Origin of the sequence: Ascidiimonas meishanensis, assembly GCF_037782385.1 — a bacterium.
In the GTDB taxonomy this organism is placed as follows: Bacteria; Bacteroidota; Bacteroidia; order Flavobacteriales; family Flavobacteriaceae; genus Ascidiimonas; species Ascidiimonas meishanensis.
Map to the genome: position 1 here is coordinate 1 of NZ_JBBEXD010000011.1, position 23,592 is coordinate 23,592.

The 23,592-nt window shown below is 36.7% G+C and carries 16 protein-coding genes and 5 tRNA genes; 1 reads left to right on the top strand and 20 read right to left on the bottom strand.

Annotated features, from left to right (window positions below):
• Positions 1 to 6,213, bottom strand: a 6,213-nt coding sequence (locus tag WBG07_RS16335; protein ID WP_340202795.1) for a beta strand repeat-containing protein, incomplete at its 3' end; no start/stop codon positions are given.
• A 284-nt stretch (positions 6,214 to 6,497) separates the two neighbouring features.
• Here WBG07_RS16335 and WBG07_RS16340 point away from each other — a divergent pair.
• On the top strand, positions 6,498 to 8,087 hold the full coding sequence (locus WBG07_RS16340; RefSeq protein ID WP_340202796.1) for a peptide chain release factor 3: 1,590 nt from the start codon (positions 6,498 to 6,500) through the stop codon (positions 8,085 to 8,087).
• Positions 8,088 to 8,089: 2 nt separating this feature from the next.
• On the opposite strand, the gene WBG07_RS16345 is transcribed toward WBG07_RS16340, so the two are convergent.
• The 19 genes from WBG07_RS16345 to rpsU all read right to left on the bottom strand — a co-directional run bounded on the left by WBG07_RS16345 (position 8,090) and on the right by rpsU (position 23,561).
• The gene (locus WBG07_RS16345; RefSeq protein WP_340202797.1) at positions 8,090 to 8,419 is read right to left on the bottom strand and encodes an Mpo1-like protein; all 330 of its coding nucleotides are present in this window, start codon (positions 8,417 to 8,419) and stop codon (positions 8,090 to 8,092) included.
• Between the two features lie 83 nt (positions 8,420 to 8,502).
• Positions 8,503 to 8,814, bottom strand: a complete 312-nt coding sequence (locus WBG07_RS16350; protein WP_340202798.1) for a DUF3467 domain-containing protein — start codon at positions 8,812 to 8,814, stop codon at positions 8,503 to 8,505.
• Positions 8,814 to 13,115, bottom strand: a complete 4,302-nt coding sequence (gene rpoC, locus WBG07_RS16355; RefSeq protein WP_340202800.1) for a DNA-directed RNA polymerase subunit beta' — start codon at positions 13,113 to 13,115, stop codon at positions 8,814 to 8,816. The genes WBG07_RS16350 and rpoC overlap by 1 nt, the downstream gene beginning before the upstream one ends.
• 55 nt (positions 13,116 to 13,170) lie before the next feature.
• Positions 13,171 to 16,980, bottom strand: coding sequence for a DNA-directed RNA polymerase subunit beta (gene rpoB, locus WBG07_RS16360; RefSeq protein WP_340202802.1), 3,810 nt, complete (start codon positions 16,978 to 16,980; stop codon positions 13,171 to 13,173).
• 125 nt (positions 16,981 to 17,105) lie between these two features.
• Positions 17,106 to 17,483, bottom strand: a complete 378-nt coding sequence (gene rplL / locus WBG07_RS16365) for a 50S ribosomal protein L7/L12 (protein WP_340202804.1) — start codon at positions 17,481 to 17,483, stop codon at positions 17,106 to 17,108.
• Between the two features lie 50 nt (positions 17,484 to 17,533).
• Positions 17,534 to 18,049: a 50S ribosomal protein L10 gene (gene rplJ, locus WBG07_RS16370; protein ID WP_340202806.1), complete on the bottom strand. Its 516-nt coding sequence runs from the start codon at positions 18,047 to 18,049 to the stop codon at positions 17,534 to 17,536.
• Between the two features lie 22 nt (positions 18,050 to 18,071).
• A complete protein-coding gene (gene rplA / locus WBG07_RS16375; protein ID WP_340202808.1) occupies positions 18,072 to 18,761 on the bottom strand; it encodes a 50S ribosomal protein L1 in 690 nt (229 codons plus the stop codon).
• Between the two features lie 18 nt (positions 18,762 to 18,779).
• A complete protein-coding gene (gene rplK / locus WBG07_RS16380; RefSeq protein WP_340202810.1) occupies positions 18,780 to 19,217 on the bottom strand; it encodes a 50S ribosomal protein L11 in 438 nt (145 codons plus the stop codon).
• A gap of 64 nt (positions 19,218 to 19,281) precedes the next feature.
• Positions 19,282 to 19,833 carry a transcription termination/antitermination protein NusG gene (gene nusG, locus WBG07_RS16385; RefSeq protein WP_340202811.1) on the bottom strand — a complete coding sequence of 184 codons (552 nt, stop codon included), beginning with the start codon at positions 19,831 to 19,833 and terminating at the stop codon, positions 19,282 to 19,284.
• A gap of 22 nt (positions 19,834 to 19,855) precedes the next feature.
• Positions 19,856 to 20,047, bottom strand: coding sequence for a preprotein translocase subunit SecE (secE, locus tag WBG07_RS16390; protein WP_340202813.1), 192 nt, complete (start codon positions 20,045 to 20,047; stop codon positions 19,856 to 19,858).
• A 16-nt stretch (positions 20,048 to 20,063) separates the two neighbouring features.
• Positions 20,064 to 20,136: transfer RNA gene (locus WBG07_RS16395), tRNA-Trp, on the bottom strand.
• Between the two features lie 61 nt (positions 20,137 to 20,197).
• Positions 20,198 to 21,385 (bottom strand): elongation factor Tu, encoded by a 1,188-nt coding sequence (tuf, locus tag WBG07_RS16400; RefSeq protein ID WP_340202815.1) that lies wholly within the window; start codon positions 21,383 to 21,385, stop codon positions 20,198 to 20,200.
• 57 nt (positions 21,386 to 21,442) lie between these two features.
• Positions 21,443 to 21,514, bottom strand: a tRNA-Thr gene (locus tag WBG07_RS16405).
• Positions 21,515 to 21,569: 55 nt separating this feature from the next.
• A tRNA-Gly gene (locus WBG07_RS16410) sits at positions 21,570 to 21,645 on the bottom strand.
• Positions 21,646 to 21,750: 105 nt separating this feature from the next.
• Positions 21,751 to 21,833, bottom strand: a tRNA-Tyr gene (locus tag WBG07_RS16415).
• Positions 21,834 to 21,896: 63 nt separating this feature from the next.
• A tRNA-Thr gene (locus WBG07_RS16420) sits at positions 21,897 to 21,970 on the bottom strand.
• Positions 21,971 to 22,060: 90 nt separating this feature from the next.
• A complete protein-coding gene (hpf, locus tag WBG07_RS16425) occupies positions 22,061 to 22,363 on the bottom strand; it encodes a ribosome hibernation-promoting factor, HPF/YfiA family (protein ID WP_340202816.1) in 303 nt (100 codons plus the stop codon).
• A gap of 27 nt (positions 22,364 to 22,390) precedes the next feature.
• Complete coding sequence (locus tag WBG07_RS16430; RefSeq protein ID WP_340202817.1) at positions 22,391 to 23,293, bottom strand: tyrosine-type recombinase/integrase; 903 nt, start codon at positions 23,291 to 23,293, stop codon at positions 22,391 to 22,393.
• A 73-nt stretch (positions 23,294 to 23,366) separates the two neighbouring features.
• Positions 23,367 to 23,561: a 30S ribosomal protein S21 gene (rpsU, locus tag WBG07_RS16435; protein WP_340202818.1), complete on the bottom strand. Its 195-nt coding sequence runs from the start codon at positions 23,559 to 23,561 to the stop codon at positions 23,367 to 23,369.
• Between the last annotated feature and the right edge of the window lie 31 nt (positions 23,562 to 23,592).

Sequence of the window (23,592 nt, forward strand, 5' to 3'; positions counted from 1 at the left end):
ATCTGGATTACCGTCACTGTCGCTATCAGTATCGGTAGCATCGTCTGGATCATCAGACAAACTAGTTACCGGATTGTTATTTGGATCTTCGCCAGTTACCGTGGCTCTATTGGTAAAACTTCCTGCATCTATATCTGCTTGCGTAATTGTATAAGTAGCTGTAAAAGCTCCAACATTAGTGGTGCCTGGGGCTAAAATAGCTAATGAACCACTGGTTACTGTTACTAGTGGATCTGTTATTACAATATTGGTCAAAGTTACATTTCCAGAATTTGAAACTCTAAATACATAATTAATGGTATCGCCAACATCTATTCTTCCATCACCTCCATCATTCAAGGTATCTACCTTTGTGATGGTAAGCTCTGGTTGTTGCAGAATAGTTGTTACGGTAGGATCATCTGGATTACCATCACTATCGCTATCAGTATCGGTAGCATCGTCTGGGTCATCAGACAAGCTAGTCAATGGATTACCATTAGGGTCTTCTCCAAATACTGTTGCGCTATTAGTAAAGCTTCCGGCATCAATATCTGCTTGGGTAATGGTGTAAGTAGCTGTGAATGTTGTATTATCACTTGCACCAGCTGCTAAACTTACCAAGGGACCGCCAATTACTGTTACCAAAGGATCTGTTACGGTAATGTTTGTTACTGGCACATTTCCTGTATTAGTTACTGTAAATACATAATTAATGGTATCACCTACATCTACTCTTCCATCACCGCCATCATCAATAGTATCTACCTTTGTAATAACTATATTTGGGCTAATATCTTCTCTCCAGTTTGGTTCTCCGCCAGGAGAATCCGTATCAGGAAATGGATTGCTAGCAGTTTGACCATTATTTGTTGGGTTGGTTACTGCATTAGGCGTTGTATTGTCATAATTATCAAAATTATCATCAAGACCATCTGCATCCGCATCGGTTCCAGCAGGATCTGTATTTGCGGTACCATCATCATCCGTATCATATGCTTCTATGGTATCACTTTCACCATCTCCATCAGAATCGGTATCCAAATAATCTGGTATCGCATCGCTGTTAGCTAATGTTCCATCTGTATTTTCCGGAGTTATTGGATTTGCATCATACGTATCATCTACTCCGTTACCATCAAGATCATCACCAGATGGTGTAAGATAGGCGGCTGTACTTTGTCCTTCAATATTATCTACAATTCCGTCATTATCCGCATCAATATCTAAATAATTAGGATTACTGTCTATATCTGAATTAAGTGGATTAAAACTTACTCCTGCTCCATCAACTCCCCCGTCTTCAGCCGCATCTGGAATTCCGTTTGATCCAACTGCACCATCAACTCTGCCATCATTATCTGCATCGGTAAGACCAGCTCCACTTTCAATAATATCAAGAATACCATCATTATCACTATCAAGATCAAGGTTATTTGCAATACCATCTCCATCTGAATCTATAGATGGACAATCCCAAGTAAAATCCGTAAATAATATAGTTATCTGACTATTATCTGTGTTGAATGTAAGATTGGAATACGTTATTGTTATTGTATCAACTGGATCAAGGAAAGTGAAATTTAAATCCCCGTCATCACTTACAGGTGCTGGTGGATTGGTAGGAATAAAAGATGATCCATCATAAATACCTATACCCGTATTTTGAATAGCTGATCCGTTGTTAAAGTTAAGCGTTACCGGATTTCCATTATTTGTAGCTGTTGCTGTAATTCGTTCTCGATATAATGGATAATCAGCGACATCATCACTTGCATCAATATCAACAATACTAAAATTCAAGTTAGTTACCGGTTGTGAGAATACAAATGTGTATGTTATTTGTTCCCCATTATCCAATTCATTAATTCTACCTATTACCTGTAGACCTGCTTTCCCATTTATGTCTGTAGCATACCTAGAAACAAAATTATTAGTAATTCCAGCTGTAATAGCGCTCGTTGCACTAAAAGTAACTCCGTTAATCGTAGTTGAAGCTGTATTAGGATTGCCAGGCGTTGGGTCTGCTTGAGGATTTCCTGTCCATGTGGCCGTATCCCAATCAAGTATATTTGCTGGAGAACAATTAAGTTCTTGATTATCTGTTATACCATCATTATCATCATCTAAGTCTGCGTTATCTGGCACTCCATCACCATCAGTATCTGGAGCTACTGTAATAAATACGGTAGCAGTTGCACAAACTTGGGGTGCAACAGCCGTATTACATACTTGATAGTTCAATGTAACCGTAGTTCCTTCTTCACCAGCTGCTGGTGTATAGGTAAGCTCGCCTGTAGATGGGTCTAAAATTATAGTACCAGCTGCATTTCCTGTTCCTAAATTCGTTAAGGAAACACTTCCCCCAGGGATAAAATCATCATTAGCTAGAATATTCACCGTTCCTGAAAGACCTATCCCTACCAATAATGCATCATTCTTGGCAGTTGGCGCTAAAGGAAAAGGATCTGTTGCATCTGGGTTTCCATCATTATCATCATCGTCATCACAACTATCTGCATCTCCATCTAAATCAGTATCTGGGTTCACTGTTGTAACATCTGCCGTAGTTCCTGTATATCCATCAGATCCAGAAGTTACTACACCATTATTGTCTACTGCTACGGGAGCACTTCCAAGAAAACCATCATCATCTCCATCTGTAAATCCTGCTTCTACGGTATCAAAACATCCGTCACCATCGGCATCAACTTCAAGAAAGTCTGGAATACCATCTGGGGTATCCTCTGAATCAGCAGTTGTATAGTTTACAATACCACTATTTTCTTGTCCAGCATTCTGCACTGCATCTGGAACACCATCTGTTCCAATAGCACCATCAACTATCCCGTTGGTATGCGCTTGACCATGCCCTGCCTCTACCGCATCATAAATACCATCATTATCACTGTCAAGGTCTAAATGATTAGGGACTCCATCATTATCAGCATCATAAACATCAGGAATACCATCACTATTTGTATCTGTATAATTTGTTGTAGATCCATCGCCTCCGTTTCCATTGTCAACAGAATCTATATAATTAGGCAAACCATCACCATCTTCATCTCCAAAGGGATCATTACCACCAGAAAATTCATCACTATCCAGCACCCCATCATTATCGTCATCAAAATCAACATCGTCTGGCACACCATCTCCATCCGCATCATTAACATCTCTATAGTCCACATCGCCTCCTGCTCCCAGATCACTATCTGTATCTGGTAATGTAGATGGATTAAGACCGTTCTGAGCTGCTCCGGCATCAGTGATTCCATCAGGATTGGTATCAAAAGCATCATCTATACCGTCAAAATCTGTATCCGTATTTGATAATACGGTCCCTCCAAAGGCTTCTTCAATATCCTGAATACCATCATTATCACTATCATTATCTAGATAATCTGGAACTGTATCTGAATTTACAAGTGCTCCATCTGAATTTATTACTTCTGTGTTATCAAAACCATCACCATATGCAGTATCAATACCAGTAGAACCTACTGCACCAGCTCTTGGTATATATCCTGTAGTACTTTGAGCTTCTATGTTATCTGGAATACCATCATTATCTGAATCTAAATCAAATTGATTTGGAATATTGTCACCATCTGTATCAAATTCTGGTTGAACATTACCATCATTGTTTCCGATTCCTGGATCATTATCATTATCATCTAAAATTGCAGGCACCCCATCCCCATCCACATCAGCCTGCGGGTCTAATCCTCCATTTTCAGTAGTATCAAGAATACCATCATTATCATCATCTAAATCTACACTATCCTCTACACCATCTCCATCCCAATCTAATGGATTCGGTTGTATTTCACATCCAAAACCATCATTTTGTCCTGAAGGATCTGCTTCAAAAACTTGGGTGAAGTCAATAGCACCAGATGTGTTTGCTACTGTATTAACAATATCAACTATTCTAAAAATATTACCACTACTGTTACTAAATGCGTAGAAATTCCCATCTCGGTCTTGCCAGGCGGCACCCCAACCACCTCCCGGAGGAGCTGTACTTCCAACAAAGTTTAAATTTCTTGTTTGAGAAGCTCCTGTGTCTGCATTAATAATATAGAGTTGCGAACCGCTAACGCCGTAAATAAAATTACCCACTACTGCATAATCAGCAGGTGACGCCCCAATAGCTGGAACTACATCAATTTCTATAACTGGAAGTGTTGCTGGATAAGAAGCTATTCCCGTCACATCAAATTTCACAATTCTATTATTATTTACAAAACCCACAAATTGCTCTATTGCAAAAGATGTATTATTGAAATTTCTTGTATTACCTGAAAGATTTATTTGTCCGACAAAATTAAAAGAGTTAACAGGGTCATATACTCTAATGGAAGAACCTCCAGTAGAAGAGTACACATAATTAGTTACTGCACTATAGGAAGAATTACTAGCAGAACCATTACTTACACCTTGTAAAGCACCTACCAATATATACTCTGCTATAAAGGGGTTGTATCTAAAAACTTCTGCAAGACCATTGCCTGAATTACCTCTTGTTTGATACAATTGGTTGATAGGACCACATATTAAGCCCGCATTATTAAAATCGTCTCTATAATCAACATCTCCCCCAGAAACCAACACATCTCCATCTAAGTCGGAAAAATTATCTGTCTGGGTATTATCAAAACTACCATTAGGGTCTGAGTAATCATCAGCAGCAGTATCTGTTGCAGCATCAAGACCATTTGCTCCTACATTGCCTGTTAAAACAATACTAGCTTCATCTGTATCTGATGACACATCATTATCACTATTCAAATCCAGAAAATCTGGATTATCAAAACCATCTGTATTAACCGGACTAATACCTTCACCAGCTCCGGGAGCACTTTCATAAGAATCATCCAATCCATTACCATCTCCATCTCCAGAAGGGGCAATATAGCCTGTGGTGGTTTGAGCTTCTATATTATCTGGAATCCCATCATTATCGCTATCCAAGTCTAAATGATTTGGAATACCATCTAAATCTTCATCAAAAGCGTCTGGTACATTGTCACCGTTACTATCTGTATAATTTGTTGAAGAGCCATCACCAGCTCCCCCACCATCTGCAACATCTTCAAAATTGGCTATCCCATCACCATCTTCATCACCAAAAGGATCTAAACCAACATATTCATCGGTATCTAAAATTCCGTCATTATCATCGTCTATATCAGTATCATCTGCAACCGCATCTCCATCTGTATTTGGAATAATTGCTGTAAGCAATCCATCACTAGTAAAAATTGCACCTCCTGGAAGCAAATCAATGCCTCCCGTAGCCGCTGGAGTATTTGTTGGGTTTAATGTGAAATCTGTTGATACCGCATCATCTGGTAAAACAACATATCCATAGAAAGGTTGTCCGGCTGTAATCCCTAAATCTTGAAGAGAAATATAGGTACCTCTAACTTGTTGTGTTCCTCCATTATCTGATGGCCTGAAATTAGCATCCCCATTATCTGGATCTCTTTCAAAAATCACATAATTAACAGGTTTTAAATTCGCTCCAAATTGACTTAAATTTACAGTAACAAGAGAACCAAACGCAGTAGGATTTCCACTTCCATCTATAGCAGTTACTGCAGCTATTTTAAAATTATCGTTACCGTTTCGTTCAAAAACAGCAAACCCCGAATTTGCTGGGTTGGCAGAAGTAAAACCATTGGTGAATATAAAATCTATTCTTTCAATATTACTGTAATGAATGCTTCCAGCATTCGAGTTCACAAAGAATTCATCGGAACCTATATTCAAGGTTAACGAATTAAACGATTGCTCGATACTAGGCAAATATTGTGGTCTAAGCGTCCTATTATTTCCAGCACTGGATTCTAATTCAGCCCAAATTATTTCTTTATCACCTGTCACTAAGGCATTATTAACTCTCCTTACAAAAACCAAATCTGCTTGTGATTCAAAATTAAAAGTTGCCGCGCCTACAGTCATACTGTTTACAGTAGATAAATTATAATCATTATCTGTGGTTGTAGCTGAGGCGAAAAATAAATTAAATGTAGTTCCCGTAGGATAGGTTCCTGTATTACCAGCCCCAGCTATACTGTAATCATTTGAAGCATCGTTGACATCAACATAAGAAGCATTTATAGATGCTACTGGAGTGCCTTGTGAATACATATTTATCCCATAGAAAAACAGGGAAATTGTAAAGAAAACAGCATTAAAATTGCGAAAAGTAGTAATTTTCATAGGCCTGAAGTATTTCTTTTATATACCTTTTACGTAAGATAAATCAGATTAATAATATTGAGGGAATAGAAGAATTTCATTGTGCAAGCATTATTTGCTTCGTCTTAAAAGTCACTAAAATAGTAAGCAAGGTCTCATTATTCAAATGATCTTGTAAACAAAATCTTAATATTTAGACAAAATGAATAAAATCATCGACGAAATACGCTTTACAAGAACGTCTTTAATTAAGAGAAAGATATTAAAGTAAAATAGTATTTTTGCCGCATAATTAGCAAGAATTAATGAGCCTATTAAACGAAATCTCAAAAAGGAGAACATTTGGAATTATATCCCACCCCGATGCTGGTAAAACTACATTAACGGAAAAACTATTATTGTTTGGAGGAGCTATTCAGGAAGCCGGTGCCGTAAAAAGTAATAAAATAAAAAAAGGTGCCACCAGTGATTTCATGGAAATAGAACGTCAAAGAGGAATTTCCGTAGCAACTTCTGTTCTTGCATTTAATTATAGAGAGAAAAAAATAAATATTCTTGACACCCCTGGGCACAAAGACTTTGCAGAAGATACTTTTAGAACACTTACTGCGGTAGATAGCGTGATTGTTGTAATTGATGTTGCCAAAGGTGTTGAAGAACAAACGGAAAAGTTGGTGGAAGTATGTAGGATGCGAAACATCCCAATGATTGTTTTTATCAATAAATTGGATCGTGAAGGAAAAGATGCATTTGATCTCTTAGATGAAGTAGAGAAGAAACTAGGTCTTACCGTGGTTCCCTTAAGCTTCCCCATAGGAATGGGTTATGATTTTAAAGGGATATATAATGTTTGGGAGAAAAATATCAATTTGTTTAGTGGAGATAGTAAAAAGAATATTGAAGAAACCATTGCTTTTGATGATGTAAACGACCCATCACTCAATACTATTATAGGAGAACAACAAGCAGAAAATCTTAGAGAAAATTTAGAATTAGTTTATGAAGTATATCCTTCTTTTGACAGAGATGCATATCTGAATGGAACCCTTCAACCTGTATTTTTTGGTTCTGCACTTAACAACTTTGGGGTACGGGAATTATTGGACTGTTTTGTGGATATTGCTCCCCCGCCCAGACCTAAAATGTCTGAAGAGCGCTTGGTAGAACCCAGTGAAAAAGACTTTAGTGGTTTTGTATTTAAAATCCATGCAAATATGGATCCTAAACATAGAGACCGTCTAGCGTTTATTAAAATAGTATCTGGTACTTTTGAAAGAAACAAACCTTATTTACATGTTCGCAATCAAAAGAAATTAAAATTCTCAAGTCCAAATGCTTTTTTTGCAGAGAAAAAACAAATAGTTGATGTCTCTTATGCTGGTGATATTGTAGGACTTCATGATACTGGTAATTTTAAGATAGGTGACACTTTAACCTCAGGAGAAAATCTAAACTTCAAAGGCGTTCCAAGCTTTTCTCCAGAACACTTTAGATATATCAACAATGCAGACCCTATGAAAGCTAAGCAACTTATGAAGGGTATTGATCAATTAATGGATGAAGGTGTTGCACAACTTTTCACTCTTGATATGAATGGAAGAAAAGTGATAGGCACGGTTGGAGCACTGCAATATGAAGTTATTCAGTATAGACTGGAACATGAATATGGCGCTAAATGCACCTATGAGAATTTCCCTGTTCATAAAGCATGCTGGGTAGACCCGGAAGACCCCAAAAATGAAGAATTCTCTGAATTTAAAAGAGTAAAACAAAAATTTCTAGCCAAAGACAAACAAGAGCAATTAGTTTTTCTGGCCGATTCTCATTTTTCGTTAGAAATGACCAAACAGAAGTATCCTACTATTAAATTCCATTTAACCTCCGAATATAAGTAATGTTATCTTTTATCTTTTGAAGCATCAAAAGTTTTGGTTCCTAATACTATTTCAAAAAAGAGCTTAAAATCAGATAGCAAACTCCACAAAGGATATTTAAAGGTTGCTGGTTTGTTTTTTTCAAAAAAATAATGACCTATCCATGCAAATCCGTAACCAGCTATGGGAACAAGTATCCAAATCCATCCAGCTCCCATAAATATAAAGATAAAAGTAAGGGCAAAAACAAGAAAGGTCCCAATAAAGTGTAGTATACGACTTGTTTTGTTCTTGTGTTCACTTAAATAGAACAAGTAAAATTCATTATAACTTTTTATCCGTTCACCTTTCATAATTTACAATTTATGCTTGGAATACAAAATCTGATTAAAAGATACAAAAAAGCCCGGATGATTTAACATCCGGGCTCTTATTATTAAGCTTCTCCAGTTGGACCAAAATTTAATGGCAACGGAGGCTGTTCATAGTCTTTAATTTCTCCATGAGCGTTTTCAAAGCGTTGTACGTTATCATTTAATGCTTTTAAAAACCTTTTGGCATGTTGAGGAGTTAATATAATTCTACTCTTCACCTTTGCTTTTGGGTTACCAGGCATAACCTTAATAAAGTCTACCACAAATTCTGATACCGAATGGTTGATTATAGCCAGATTAGAATAAATTCCTTCTGCTATTTTCTCATCCAATTCAATATTAATCTGCCCCTCTTGCTTTTCTTGCTCACTCATTATTGATAATTAACTTCTTCCTTGCCAGCCATAATCTCATCATATTCTTCTTTAGAACCTACAATAATATTATCGTATTCTCTCATACCTGTACCAGCAGGGATTTTATGACCCACAATTACATTTTCTTTTAACCCTTCAAGATTATCTACTTTACCACTTACTGCAGCTTCATTAAGCACTTTAGTAGTTTCCTGGAACGAGGCAGCAGAGATAAACGATTTAGTCTGCAACGAAGCTCTTGTAATACCTTGAAGTATTGGGGTTGCTGTGGCAGGAATTGCATCTCTTGAGCTAACAAGATTCTTATCTGCTCTTCTCAAGATAGAATTCTCATCCCGTAACTCTCTTGGCGAAACAATTCTACCAGCCTTAAAGTTCGTAGAATCTCCAGCATCTTCCACTACTTTCATTCCAAAAATCTCATCATTTTCCTGAATAAAGTCGTATTTATGAGCTAATTGTCCTTCAAGGAAGATGGTGTCTCCTGGGTCTTGAATTTGAACCTTACGCATCATTTGTCTAACCACTACCTCAAAGTGTTTATCATTAATTTTCACACCTTGAAGACGATATACTTCTTGAACTTCATTGACCAAATATTGCTGAACTGCAGAAGGTCCTTTGATTTTGAGAATATCATCTGGTGTAATTGATCCATCAGACAATGGCATTCCTGCACGAACATAATCATTTTCTTGAACCAGAATCTGATTTGAAAGTTTTACAAGGTATTTTTTAATCTCACCAAGCTTAGACTCTACAATAATTTCACGGTTACCTCTTTTAATTTTACCAAAAGAAACCACTCCATCAATTTCCGACACCACCGCAGGGTTAGAAGGGTTTCTAGCTTCAAAGAGTTCTGTTACTCTTGGAAGACCTCCAGTAATATCTCCTGTTTTAGCAGACTTACGTGGAATCTTAACTAATACCTTTCCTTCTTTAATCTTCTCACCATCATCCACCATAATATGTGCTCCAACTGGCAGGTTGTATGAGCGTAAAACTTCACCTTTCGCATCTTTGATAAGAAGCGTTGGAATTAATTTTTTATTACGAGACTCAGAAATTACTTTTTCCTGGAATCCAGTTTGCTCATCAATTTCAACCTGATATGTAACACCTTGATCCACGTTTTCATAAGCTATTTTCCCAGAGAATTCCGAGATAATTACGCCATTATAAGGATCCCACTTACAAATCACATCACCTTCTTTAACCGTTTGTCCATTGGTTACAAAGATCTGAGACCCATAAGGTATATTACTTGTACTAAGGGTAATGCCCGTTTTCTCGTCAATAAACTTAACCTCAGAAGTTCTTGAAATTACAATATCAACTTTTTCACCTTCAGCATTCTCTCCTTTAACAATTTTAAGATCTTCTATCTCAAGCTTGCTATTGAATTTTGTTTCAAGTTTATTTTCTTCTGAAATATTTCCTGCAATACCACCCACGTGAAATGTTCTAAGCGTAAGCTGTGTACCTGGTTCTCCAATAGATTGAGCTGCTACTACACCAACGGCCTCACCTTTTTGAACCATCTTACCAGTAGAAAGGTTTCTTCCATAACAATTCGCACAAACACCTCGTTTTGCTTCGCAAGTCAATGGAGATCTTACTTCTACAGATTCAACTGGTGATTCATTCACTTTTTTCAATTCTTTTTCGCTGATTTCCTGACCAGCAAAAATTAGCTGTTCCTCCGTAATCGGATCAAAAACATCATGTAAAGCTACGCGACCAAGAATTCTTTCACCAAGTGATTCTACTATCTCATCATTTTTCTTCAATGCAGAAACCTCTACACCTCTTAAAGTTCCACAATCTTCAATATTGATTATCACATCTTGTGAAACATCTACCAAACGTCTTGTTAAATAACCCGCATCTGCAGTTTTAAGTGCTGTATCTGCAAGTCCTTTACGTGCACCGTGTGTAGAAATAAAATATTCAAGAATAGATAGTCCTTCTTTAAAGTTTGAAAGAATTGGATTCTCAATAATTTCTCCACCCCCAGCAGTTGATTTTTTAGGCTTCGCCATTAAACCACGCATACCGGTAAGTTGCCTAATTTGCTCTTTAGACCCCCTTGCTCCGGAGTCAAGCATCATGTATACAGAATTAAACCCTTGATTATCTTCACGGATTCGTTTCATTGCTAACTCTGTAAGTCCAGCGTTCGTTGAAGTCCATATATCAATAACCTGATTATAACGCTCATTATTAGTAATAAGCCCCATATTATAGTTCATCTTAATACCATCTACCTGAACATTGGCCTCATCAATCATTTTGTGCTTCTCTTGTGGAATAATAATATCCCCCAAACTAAATGAAAGTCCCCCTTGAAATGCAAAACGATATCCCATTTCTTTAATTCGATCCAAAAATTCTGCAGTGGTAGGAACGTTGGTCACTTTAAGAATATTACCAATAATATCTCTTAATGACTTTTTAGTTAATACCTCATTTACATATCCAGCAGCTTCAGGAACCACCTCGTTAAATAATACACGTCCAACGGTAGTCTCAATTATCTGAGGAACTAAATGCCCCGCCTCATTAAAGTCCATTGTACGCACCTTAATCATTGCGTTCAAGTTTACTTTCTTTTCATTGAAAGCAATAGTGACTTCTTCTGGAGAATAAAACGTAAGCCCTTCACCTTTAACTGGCTGCTCTTCAGTAGATCTTCTTCCCTTGGTCATATAATATAAACCAAGTACCATATCCTGAGAAGGTACGGTAATTGGAGAACCATTAGCAGGGTTCAAAATATTATGTGAAGCAAGCATTAAAAGTTGTGATTCTAAAATGGCTTCAGGCCCTAAAGGAAGGTGAACCGCCATTTGGTCACCATCAAAATCTGCATTAAAGGCAGTACATACTAGCGGGTGCAATTGAATTGCCTTACCTTCTATAAGCTTAGGTTGAAATGCTTGTATACCAAGACGGTGAAGTGTTGGAGCTCTATTGAGAAGCACAGGGTGTCCCTTAAGCACATTTTCTAAAATATCCCAAACTACAGGTTCCTTTTTATCAATAATTTTTTTGGCGGACTTTACGGTTTTAACAATTCCACGTTCTATAAGCTTTCTAATTACAAAAGGCTTATAAAGTTCAGCTGCCATATCTTTTGGAAGTCCGCATTCAAACAATTTTAATTCAGGTCCTACAACAATAACAGAACGTGCTGAATAATCTACACGTTTACCTAATAGGTTTTGACGAAAACGCCCTTGTTTTCCTTTAAGCGAATCTGAAAGTGACTTTAATGGTCTATTAGATTCTGTTTTAACTGCAGAAGCTTTTCTAGTATTATCAAACAAAGAATCTACAGATTCTTGAAGCATACGCTTTTCATTTCTTAAGATAACTTCAGGAGCTTTGATCTCCATAAGTCTTTTAAGACGATTGTTACGAATAATAACTCTACGGTATAAATCATTTAGATCTGAAGTAGCAAATCTACCCCCATCTAAAGGCACTAATGGACGTAATTCTGGTGGAATTACCGGAACCACTTTCATGATCATCCACTCTGGATTATTCTCACGGTTTGTTTGTGCTTCCCGAAGTGCTTCTACTACCTGAAGACGTTTTAACGCTTCTGTTTTACGTTGTTTGCTTGTCTCGTGATTTGCTTTATGTCTTAAATCATAAGAAAGTTCATCAAGTTTTATCCTTGAAAGGAGGTCTATAAGACACTCTGCTCCCATTTTGGCAATAAACTTATTAGGATCTGAATCTTCTAAATACTGATTCTCTGGTGGAAGTGTTTCTAAAATATTTAAATACTCCTCCTCAGTAAGAAAATCTAATTTCTTCAATTCTTCACCTTCAGCACTTTTGGCAATACCTGCTTGAATGACTACATATCTTTCATAATAGATAATCATATCAAGTTTCTTAGATGGTAATCCAAGTAAGTAACCAATTTTATTAGGCAATGATCTAAAATACCAAATATGCGCAACTGGTACTACTAAGTTAATATGCCCTACTCGATCTCTACGTACCTTTTTCTCCGTTACCTCTACCCCACATCTATCACATACGATTCCTTTGTAGCGTATTCTTTTGTACTTTCCACAAGCACATTCGTAATCCTTTACAGGACCAAAAATACGCTCACAAAATAAACCATCGCGCTCTGGCTTATGTGTTCTATAGTTAATAGTTTCAGGTTTTAGCACCTCACCTCTCGATTCTGCAAGAATTGATTCCGGAGAAGCTAAACCTATAGAGATTTTATTAAATCTCTGTACTGTATTCTTATCTTTTGCTCTAGCCATAATATAATGGTGATAATGAATTTAAGTGTGTTATTGTTAAAGCTTATACAAGCCTTTATTCTTCTAATCGTATGTCTAATCCAAGCCCTTTTAATTCATGCATTAATACATTGAATGATTCTGGCAAGCCTGGTTCAGGCATTGATTCTCCCTTAACAATAGATTCGTAAGTTTTAGCCCTACCAATCACATCATCAGATTTAACTGTTAAAATCTCTCTAAGCGTACTTGATGCTCCATAAGCTTCTAGCGCCCAAACTTCCATCTCTCCAAAACGCTGACCACCAAATTGGGCTTTACCACCTAATGGTTGCTGCGTAATTAAAGAGTAGGGGCCAATAGAACGTGCATGCATCTTATCATCTACCATGTGACCTAATTTAAGCATATAAATTACACCCACAGTAGCTGCCTGATCAAAACGCTCACCGGTTCCACCATCGTAAAGATACGTATGTCCAAATCTTGGAATACCCGCACTATCCGTAAGCTCATTAATTTGATCTAAAGAAGCTCCATCAAAAATAGGGGTAGCAAACTTTTTAGTAAGCTTTTGACCAGCCCATCCTAAAACAGTTTCATAAATCTGACCTATATTCATACGAGAAGGTACACCTAATGGATTCAACACGATATCTACAGGAGTTCCGTCTTCTAAGAAAGGCATATCTTCATCACGTACAATACGTGCTACAATACCTTTATTACCGTGACGACCTGCCATCTTATCTCCTACCTTAAGTTTACGCTTCTTAGCGATATATACCTTAGCCAATTTCATGATACCAGCTGGAAGCTCATCACCTACAGATATCGTAAATTTATCTCTTCTTAAAGACCCCTGAAGATCGTTTAATTTGATTTTAAAATTATGAAGCAGATCTGCAACTAACGTGTTTGTATTATTATCTGTAGTCCAGCTACCAGAAACAAGGTGTGCAAAATCTTCTACTGCATGAAGCATTTTAAGAGTATACTTTTTACCTTTTGGAAGTACTTCTTCACCTAAGTCGTTCAATACTCCTTGTGAAGTTTTACCATTTACAAGGGCAAAAAGTTTTTCAATAAGTACATCTTTCAATTGCTCAAACTTAGAAGCGTATTCCATTTCAAGTTTTGAAACATCTTCTTTATCTTTTGCTCGTTTGCGCTTATCCTTTATAGCTCTACTAAATAACTTCTTATCTATCACTACTCCCCTTAATGAAGGAGAAGCTTTTAAAGAAGCATCTTTAACATCTCCTGCCTTATCACCAAAGATTGCACGAAGTAATTTTTCTTCCGGTGTTGGATCAGACTCTCCTTTTGGCGTAATCTTTCCAATTAAAATATCACCAGGTTTCACTTCTGCTCCTATACGAATCATACCGTGTTCATCTAGATCCTTAGTGGCCTCTTCAGAAACATTTGGTATATCATTAGTTAATTCTTCTGCTCCAAGTTTTGTATCTCTAACCTCAAGCGAATATTCATCTATATGAATGGAAGTAAAAATATCTTCTCTAACCACTTTCTCAGAAATTACAATCGCATCTTCAAAATTATAACCTTTCCAAGGCATGAAGGCAACTTTTAAATTTCTTCCCAAAGCAAGTTCTCCTTGCTGAGTAGCATAGCCTTCGCAAAGTACCTGTCCTTTAGAAACTCTATCTCCTTTACGAACGATAGGTTTTAAGTTAATAGAAGTTCCCTGATTTGTTTTTCTAAATTTAATGAGGTTGTACGTTTTAGAGTCATCATCAAAACTCACCAAGCGTTCTTCTTCAGTTCGATCATATTTGATAGAAATCTTATTGGCATCTACATATTCTACAGCTCCGTTTCCTTCGGCATTAATTAAAACACGCGAATCTGAAGCCACCTGACGTTCCAATCCTGTTCCAACTATTGGAGATTCTGGACGAAGTAGCGGTACAGCTTGACGCATCATGTTTGATCCCATTAGTGCCCGGTTTGCATCATCGTGCTCTAAAAATGGAATTAGAGATGCAGAAATAGAAGCAATTTGATTTGGCGCTACATCTGTATAATGTACCTGACTAGGGTCTACTACAGGAAAATCTCCTTCTTCCCTAGCAATTACCTTATCCGTATTGATAGTTCCATCTTCCGTTAATGGAATATTTGCCTGTGCTATCAAACGCTCTTCTTCTTCTTCTGCACTCAGATAAATAATTTCACTTAAATCAACTTTTCCTTCTGTAACTTTTCTATAAGGAGTTTCAATGAACCCCATACTATTAATTTTTGCAAATACACTGAGGGAAGAAATTAAACCAATATTGGGTCCTTCAGGTGTTTCAATAGGACAAAGTCTTCCATAGTGAGTGTAGTGAACATCTCGAACCTCAAAACCTGCTCTTTCTCTTGAAAGTCCCCCTGGTCCTAAAGCAGACAACCTTCTTTTATGCGTAATCTCAGCCAATGGATTTGTTTGATCCATAAATTGAGACAACTGATTAGTTCCAAAGAATGAATTAATAACAGAAGAGAGCGTTTTTGCATTAATAAGATCAATAGGAGTAAATACCTCATTATCTCTTACATTCATTCGTTCTCTAATAGTTCTTGCCATTCTTGCAAGACCTACACCAAATTGTGCTGATAGTTGTTCTCCTACTGTTCTTACCCTTCTATTAGAAAGGTGATCAATATCATCAATCTCAGCTTTTGAGTTAATAAGCTCAATAAGATATTTTACGATGGTAATAATATCGTCTTTGGTAAGCACCTGCTTATCCATTTCAATATTTAGTCCCAATTTTTTATTCATCCTATAACGTCCAACATCACCTAAATTGTAACGTTGATCTGAAAAGAACAATTTATCAATAATTCCACGAGCAGTTTCTTCATCTGGTGGTTCTGCGTTACGCAACTGCCTGTATATATGTTCTACTGCCTCTTTTTCTGAGTTGGTAGGATCCTTTTGTAAAGTATTATGAATAATTGCGTAGTCCGCAGATAGATTCTCTTCCTTATGTAATAAAATTGTTTTTACATCTGCTTCCAGAATATCATCTAAATGATCCTTTTCAAGAACCGTATCTCTGTCTAATACAATTTCATTTCGCTCAATAGAAACAACTTCACCAGTATCTTCATCTACGAAATCTTCATGCCATGTATTAAGCACACGAGCAGCTAATTTTCTTCCTAAAACTTTCTTAAGACCACTTTTTGACACTTTTACCTCTTCGGCAAGGTCAAATATCTCAAGAATGTCTTTATCTCTCTCAAATCCTATAGCACGGAAAAGTGTTGTTACGGGTAATTTCTTTTTTCTATCAATATAGGCATACATAACGCTATTGATATCGGTAGCGAATTCAATCCATGAACCTTTGAACGGTATTACTCTGGCAGAATACAACTTAGTCCCATTGGCATGGAAAGATTGACCGAAGAAAACACCTGGTGATCTATGTAATTGAGAAACTACTACTCTTTCTGCTCCGTTTATTACAAATGTACCTGACGGTGTCATATAAGGAATAGTACCCAAATATACATCCTGCACAATGGTCTCGAAATCTTCGTGTTCCGGATCTGTACAGTATAATTTTAAACGCGCTTTTAAAGGAACGCTATAAGTTAGACCTCTTTCAATACACTCCTGTATGGAATATCTAGGAGGATCAACAAAGTAATCTAAAAACTCAAGAACAAATTGGTTTCGAGCATCCGTGATTGGAAAATTTTCCATGAAGGTGTTGTAGAGCCCTTCATCCCCTCTTTCCTCAGGTTTAGTCTCCAGTTGAAAAAAATCCTGGAATGATTTGATCTGAATGTCTAAGAAATCCGGATAATTCGGTGTATTCTTAGCTGAGGCAAAATTTAATCTTTCAGTCTGATTTGTGAACATCAATGGACAAATTTTGATTAAAATAAAAATAATAAATCGTATATAGTGTTTATATACGCAAAAGGGTTTAGGTCTTAAGGAGATTTTTCCTAAGACCTAAACCAAGTTTTTAAAGCTTGGCGAGCTTACTTAAGCTCAACCTCTGCTCCAGCGTCTTCTAAAGACTTCTTAAGACCTTCGGCCTCATCTTTAGAAATACCTTCTTTTACTGCAGTTGGTGCACCATCAACAATATCTTTAGCTTCTTTAAGCCCAAGACCTGTAAGCTCTTTTACCAACTTAACAACTGCTAATTTTGAACCACCTGCTGCTTTAAGGATTACGTCGAATTCTGATTTTTCTTCAGCTGCTTCTCCGCCACCTGCTGCTGCACCACCTGCTACTGCTACTGCAGCTGCTGCAGGCTCAATGCCATATTCTTCTTTAAGTATATCAGCTAACTCATTAACTTCTTTTACAGTTAAGTTAACTAATTGTTCTGCGAATTCTTTTAAATCTGCCATTTTCTACCGTTTTAAAAATTTTAATATAATGATTATAAGTGCGTACTAATTTATTTCTCTGATAAAGTCTTGAGAATTCCTGCCAATTTACCTCCACCTGATTTAAGTGCAGATACAACGTTTTTAGCAGGAGATTGTAATAAGCCAATAATATCGCCAATTACCTCTTCTTTAGATTTAATGTTTACCAGATTATCCAATTGCTCATCCCCTAAATAAATTGCTTCTTCAATAAAAGCACCTTTAAGTAATGGCTTTTCAGATTTTTTACGAAACTCTTTGATAAGCTTTGCAGGCTTATTCCCAGTTGGAGCAAACATTAAAGAGGTATTACCCTTTAATACCGATGGCAATTCACCAAAGTCCTTATCTGAAGCTTCCATTGCTTTTGAAAGCAATGTATTTTTAACTACTGCAAGTTTAATATCTGCCTTGAAACAAGCTCTTCTTAATCTAGAGGTTGTATCGGCATCCAAACCTGATATGTCTGCTAAATAAATGATTGTGTTATCAGCTAACTGCGCAGTTAAATCTTCTATTACCGTTGATTTTTCTTCTCTAGTCATGTTTAAAAATATTAACTACCAATTAAAATGATTTATGATCTAAGGGTATTCCAGGACTCATAGTGCTAGACATACTGATACTCTTTATATAAGTACCTTTAGATGCAGTTGGCTTTAATTTCACAATTGTCTGTATTAATTCGTTTGCATTACCTGCAATTTTATCAGCACTGAAAGAAGCTTTTCCAACAGCAGCGTGAACTATACCAGTCTTATCAACCTTAAAATCAATTTTACCTGCCTTTACCTCGGAAACCGCTTTAGCTACATCCATAGTAACTGTACCAGTTTTTGGATTAGGCATTAAACCTCTAGGACCTAATATTCTACCTAGCGGGCCTAATTTCCCCATAACACTAGGCATTGTAATAATCACGTCAACGTCTGTCCAACCATCCTTAATTTTTTGAAGAAACTCATCAAGTCCTACATAATCAGCACCAGCTTCTTTAGCTTCAGTCTCTTTATCTGGAGTTACCAAAGCAAGTACTTTAACATCTTTACCTGTTCCGTGAGGTAACGTAACCACTCCACGAACCATTTGATTTGCTTTACGAGGATCTACTCCTAAACGTATTGCCAAATCAACAGATGCATCAAACTTTGTATTTGTAATTTCTTTTACTAATGCAGAAGCCTCAGAAACAGAATAAAATTTATTTTTATCTATTTTAGAAAGTGCTTCTTTATGTTTTTTAGTCAATTTTGCCATTTCAAAATGCTTTAAAAATTAAAAAGGTCTGTCACCAGATACCGTTAATCCCATAGACCTTGCAGTTCCTGCTAGCATACTCATTGCTGATTCAATGGTAAATGCATTTAAATCCTGCATTTTATCCTCTGCGATAGTCTTTAATTGATCCCAAGTAACACTACCTACTTTTTTACGGTTAGGCTCACCAGATCCACTTTTAATCTTTGCCGCTTCCAATAACTGAACTGCCGCTGGCGGTGTTTTAACGATAAATTCAAAAGACTTATCCTTATAGACGGTGATAACAACTGGTAAAACCTTTCCAGGCTTATCCTGAGTTCTAGCATTAAATTGCTTACAAAACTCCATGATGTTAACTCCGGCAGCACCTAAAGCGGGTCCAACCGGTGGCGACGGATTCGCAGCACCTCCCCTAACTTGTAGTTTAACTACTTTACTTACTTCTTTTGCCATTGTTTAATTTAATTTATAGAACGCATTCAATTGGAAGCCAAACACATTCTTTTATGTAACAGTTCTAAACTTTTTCTACTTGCATATAGCTTAATTCCAACGGAGTTTTTCTTCCAAATATCTTCACCATCACTTCAAGCTTACGCTTTTCTTCATTAATCTTCTCAACCGTTCCATTAAACCCATTAAAAGGTCCATCAATTACTTTTACCGTCTCTCCGAGTATGTATGGAATCGCTATATTATCAGTTTTCACAGATAATTCATCCACTTTTCCTAACATTCTATTCACTTCAGACTTTCTAAGAGGTACAGGATCTCCACCCTTTACTTCTCCTAAAAAACCAATCACTCCAGTTATTGACTTGATAACATGAACTATTTCCCCACCAAGATTAGCTTTCACCATCACGTATCCAGGAAAATAGACACGCTCTTTATTTATTTTCTTACCATTACGAATCTGGATAACTTTTTCGGTAGGCACCAAGACCTCATCAACATAATCAGTATAACCTAATCTGGCTATTTCATTTTCTATATATGACTTAACCTTATTTTCCTGACCACTTACCGCTCTGACCACATACCAATTTTTCACCAATGCTTCTGCCATTGTTCCCAGACTTAGTAATTATTTATTTAACAAAATCGAAGTAAAGCCGAATTAACTTTACAAACATTGAATCAACCCCCCATATTGCAAGGGAAAAGATAATTGAAAAAACAGCAACTACCACCATCAGGTTTTGACCTTCAGCCCAACTTGGCCAGGTTACATTTGCTTTCAATTCATCAAATGATTCTTTTACATAAGTAATGATTGCCATAATTCATTTTTCTTTGCACGGGAGGAGAGGCTCGAACTCCCGACACCTGGTTTTGGAGACCAGTGCTCTACCAACTGAGCTACACCCGTATTCACTTGAAAAGGTATCCACCATAAAGTGGACACCTTCCAAGTAATCATATAATATTATTTAGTCAAGAATTTCAGTTACCTGACCTGCACCTACAGTTCTTCCACCTTCACGAATCGCGAAGCGAAGACCTAAACTAAGTGCAATAGGCTGAAGAAGCTCAACTATAATGGTAAGGTTATCACCCGGCATTACCATCTCAACACCTTCAGGAAGATTAATAGTTCCTGTCACGTCAGTTGTACGAACGTAGAACTGAGGACGATAGTTGTTATGAAATGGAGTGTGACGCCCACCTTCTTCTTTTTTAAGGATATACACCTCAGCTTTAAACTTAGAGTGAGGAGTTACAGAACCTGGCTTGCAGATTACCATACCTCTTTTGATATCAGTCTTTTCAATACCTCTCAATAAGATACCTACATTATCTCCTGCTTCACCTCTGTCAAGAATTTTTCTAAACATCTCAACACCAGTTACAGTAGAAGTTAATTTCTCAGCACCCATACCAATGATATCCACAGCATCACCTGTATTTGCAACACCAGTCTCAATACGACCAGTAGCAACGGTACCACGACCTGTGATAGTAAATACATCTTCAACAGGCATTAAGAAATCTTTCTCAATATCACGCTTAGGAAGTTCAATCCAATTATCAACAGCTTCCATTAATTCAAGCACTGTATCCACCCATTTCTCTTCACCATTAAGAGCACCAAGAGCAGAACCTTGAACTACAGGTCCATTATCACCGTCATATTCATAGAAACTCAACAACTCTCTAATTTCCATTTCAACAAGTTCAAGTAGCTCTTCATCATCTACCATATCTACCTTGTTCATGAAAACCACGATTCTTGGAACACCAACTTGACGGCCAAGAAGGATGTGCTCACGTGTTTGAGGCATAGGGCCATCTGTAGCAGCAACCACCAAAATAGCTCCGTCCATCTGAGCCGCACCTGTAACCATGTTCTTAACATAATCGGCGTGACCAGGACAATCAACGTGTGCATAGTGACGATTAGCCGTCTGATATTCTACATGAGATGTATTAATTGTAATACCTCTTTCCTTTTCTTCTGGAGCATTATCAATAGAAGCAAAATCTCTAACTGCAGAAAGTCCTTTGTCAGCTAATACTTTTGTAATAGCAGCAGTTAAAGTAGTTTTACCGTGATCTACGTGTCCAATAGTACCAATATTTAAGTGGGGTTTGGAACGATCAAAAGTTTCCTTTGCCATGATTTAATTAATTTTAATCTTAGTTATATATTAGTGTTCAAATTTAAACTTAACATGAGCCAATGACGGGAATTGAACCCGTGACCTCTTCCTTACCAAGGAAACGCTCTACCCCTGAGCTACATCGGCTTTGATTGCTCGAGGAGCATATTCTAGGCACGCCTTATATTTAAGACGTGGGTTTTGGAGCGGGAGACGAGGTTCGAACTCGCGACATTCAGCTTGGAAGGCTGACGCTCTACCAACTGAGCTACTCCCGCATTGTAAACTTTTCAAATATTGTGAATTGACAAGAACAAACTTCAGGCTTTCAATTGAAAACGATCAAAGCTTCTTTTAATACACAAGTTATTTGAGTGCTTAAGTGGGGAGAGCAGGATTCGAACCTGCGAAGGTAAAAACCAACAGATTTACAGTCTGTCCTCGTTGGCCGCTTGAGTATCTCCCCTTAATCATTAATTTAAAGAACTTCACATGAGAAATTAATTCTCATGATTTTTAACTTTTTTTGAGCCGATAGAGGGACTCGAACCCACGACCTGCTGATTACAAATCAGCTGCTCTAGCCAGCTGAGCTACATCGGCTTTTTAGCATAAAAAAGTCCGCTATTTCTAACGGACTGCAAATGTATAGATTTATTTTTTTATTCAAAACATTTTTTAAAATATTTTAATCTAAATATGAGCTCTTAATTTTTCTTTTCTTTTCAAAAGTACTCTTCCTAAAGAATCAGTAGCCATATCAATACCCTCTTCAAAAGACTTACATTGCTTTTTTACGATGAACTCATCTCCTGGAACATGTACTTTAACCTCTACAATTTTATTCTCTTTAGTGCTGGTTTTCTGCACTTTCAGGTAAACATCTGAAGAAATCACTCTGTCATAATAAACCTCAAGTTTATCCATTCTCTTCTGAATAAAGTTCATCAGTTTTTGATCTGCATTGAAATTTACGGATTGGGTGTTTACTTTCATGTTGGTTGATTTTAGGTTAAACTTTTTTTAATCGTCAAGATTTTTTCGGTTTCGGGGGTGAGTCTTGGCATAAACCTTTTTAAGTTCAGTAATACTATTATGCGTATATACTTGTGTTGATGCAAGACTTGAATGTCCTAGTAATTCCTTGACGGAATTTAAATCAGCACCTTGAGAAAGCATGTGAGTTGCAAAAGTATGTCTTAAAATATGAGGACTCGTTTTAGCTTTAGCAGATGCTTTACTAAAATAATTATTTATTATTCTATACACAAGCGTTTCATACAATTTGTTTCCATTCTTCCTTAAAAAGAAAAAATCATCAGAAGTTTCATTACTTACAGTTTTTCTTAAAACTAAATAATTTTTTATATCATCTGTCAATGCATTCAATAAAGGTATGATTCTTTCTTTATTTCGCTTCCCCAAAACCTTTATTATTCTTTCGGATTTATTTACATCTCCACATTTGAGATTTATTAATTCACTTCTTCTGATACCAGTAGTGTAAAAAAGTTCCACTATTAAACAGTCTCTTACACTTTCAAAATCCTGTTTACCCTTTAAATGTGCCAATACTTTTTCCATTTCGGACAATGAAAAAGGAATCTCTACTTTTTTTTGTGTTTTTAATGCCTTATGTTTTAGTAGCGGGTTTGCGCTGATAACATTACATTTAAGGAGGAATTTATAGTAAGCCTTTAGCGCAGCAATTTTACGATTAATAGATCTATTAGACACCTTGTTATCTACTAAAGAGACAATCCAATGTCTAATATGTCCATAATTTACAATATCAATATTTTTGATGTCCATTTCATCTTTACAAAATGCCTGAAAAACCTGAATATCTCTTTGGTAAGCGATAATGGTATTATCTGAGTATTTTTTTTCAAGCGAAAGATAATCCAGAAATTGTTGTATTGACATAAAAAAAACCGTTAGAAGCAAAGTTAAAAAACTTTACACACTAACGGTTCATGCAATGTTATTTAGGTTTAGACTAAACTTGTTCGTTATCTCTTAAACCTTGAATATATTGAGCTTTCTGAACTTGAGTTCTTTTCTCGATAGATGGTTTTGTAAAATGTTGACGACTTCTTAGTTGTTTCATCGTTTTGGTTCTATCAAACTTCCTTTTATAGCGCTTCAATGCTCTATCAATATTCTCTCCTTCTTTAATAGGAACTATTAACATATCATATCACCTCCTTTCGTTTAGAATGCAA

Excerpts from the sequence above, each read along its gene's own strand:
- WBG07_RS16340 (WP_340202796.1), top strand. The coding sequence starts at position 6,498 with ATGAGCCTATTAAACGAAATCTCAAAAAGGAGAACATTTGGAATTATA.
- WBG07_RS16345 (WP_340202797.1), bottom strand. The coding sequence starts at position 8,419 with ATGAAAGGTGAACGGATAAAAAGTTATAATGAATTTTACTTGTTCTAT.
- WBG07_RS16350 (WP_340202798.1), bottom strand. The coding sequence starts at position 8,814 with ATGAGTGAGCAAGAAAAGCAAGAGGGGCAGATTAATATTGAATTGGAT.
- rpoC (WP_340202800.1), bottom strand. The coding sequence starts at position 13,115 with ATGGCTAGAGCAAAAGATAAGAATACAGTACAGAGATTTAATAAAATC.
- rpoB (WP_340202802.1), bottom strand. The coding sequence starts at position 16,980 with ATGTTCACAAATCAGACTGAAAGATTAAATTTTGCCTCAGCTAAGAAT.
- rplL (WP_340202804.1), bottom strand. The coding sequence starts at position 17,483 with ATGGCAGATTTAAAAGAATTCGCAGAACAATTAGTTAACTTAACTGTA.
- rplJ (WP_340202806.1), bottom strand. The coding sequence starts at position 18,049 with ATGACTAGAGAAGAAAAATCAACGGTAATAGAAGATTTAACTGCGCAG.
- rplA (WP_340202808.1), bottom strand. The coding sequence starts at position 18,761 with ATGGCAAAATTGACTAAAAAACATAAAGAAGCACTTTCTAAAATAGAT.
- rplK (WP_340202810.1), bottom strand. The coding sequence starts at position 19,217 with ATGGCAAAAGAAGTAAGTAAAGTAGTTAAACTACAAGTTAGGGGAGGT.
- nusG (WP_340202811.1), bottom strand. The coding sequence starts at position 19,833 with ATGGCAGAAGCATTGGTGAAAAATTGGTATGTGGTCAGAGCGGTAAGT.
- secE (WP_340202813.1), bottom strand. The coding sequence starts at position 20,047 with ATGGCAATCATTACTTATGTAAAAGAATCATTTGATGAATTGAAAGCA.
- tuf (WP_340202815.1), bottom strand. The coding sequence starts at position 21,385 with ATGGCAAAGGAAACTTTTGATCGTTCCAAACCCCACTTAAATATTGGT.
- hpf (WP_340202816.1), bottom strand. The coding sequence starts at position 22,363 with ATGAAAGTAAACACCCAATCCGTAAATTTCAATGCAGATCAAAAACTG.
- WBG07_RS16430 (WP_340202817.1), bottom strand. The coding sequence starts at position 23,293 with ATGTCAATACAACAATTTCTGGATTATCTTTCGCTTGAAAAAAAATAC.
- rpsU (WP_340202818.1), bottom strand. The coding sequence starts at position 23,561 with ATGTTAATAGTTCCTATTAAAGAAGGAGAGAATATTGATAGAGCATTG.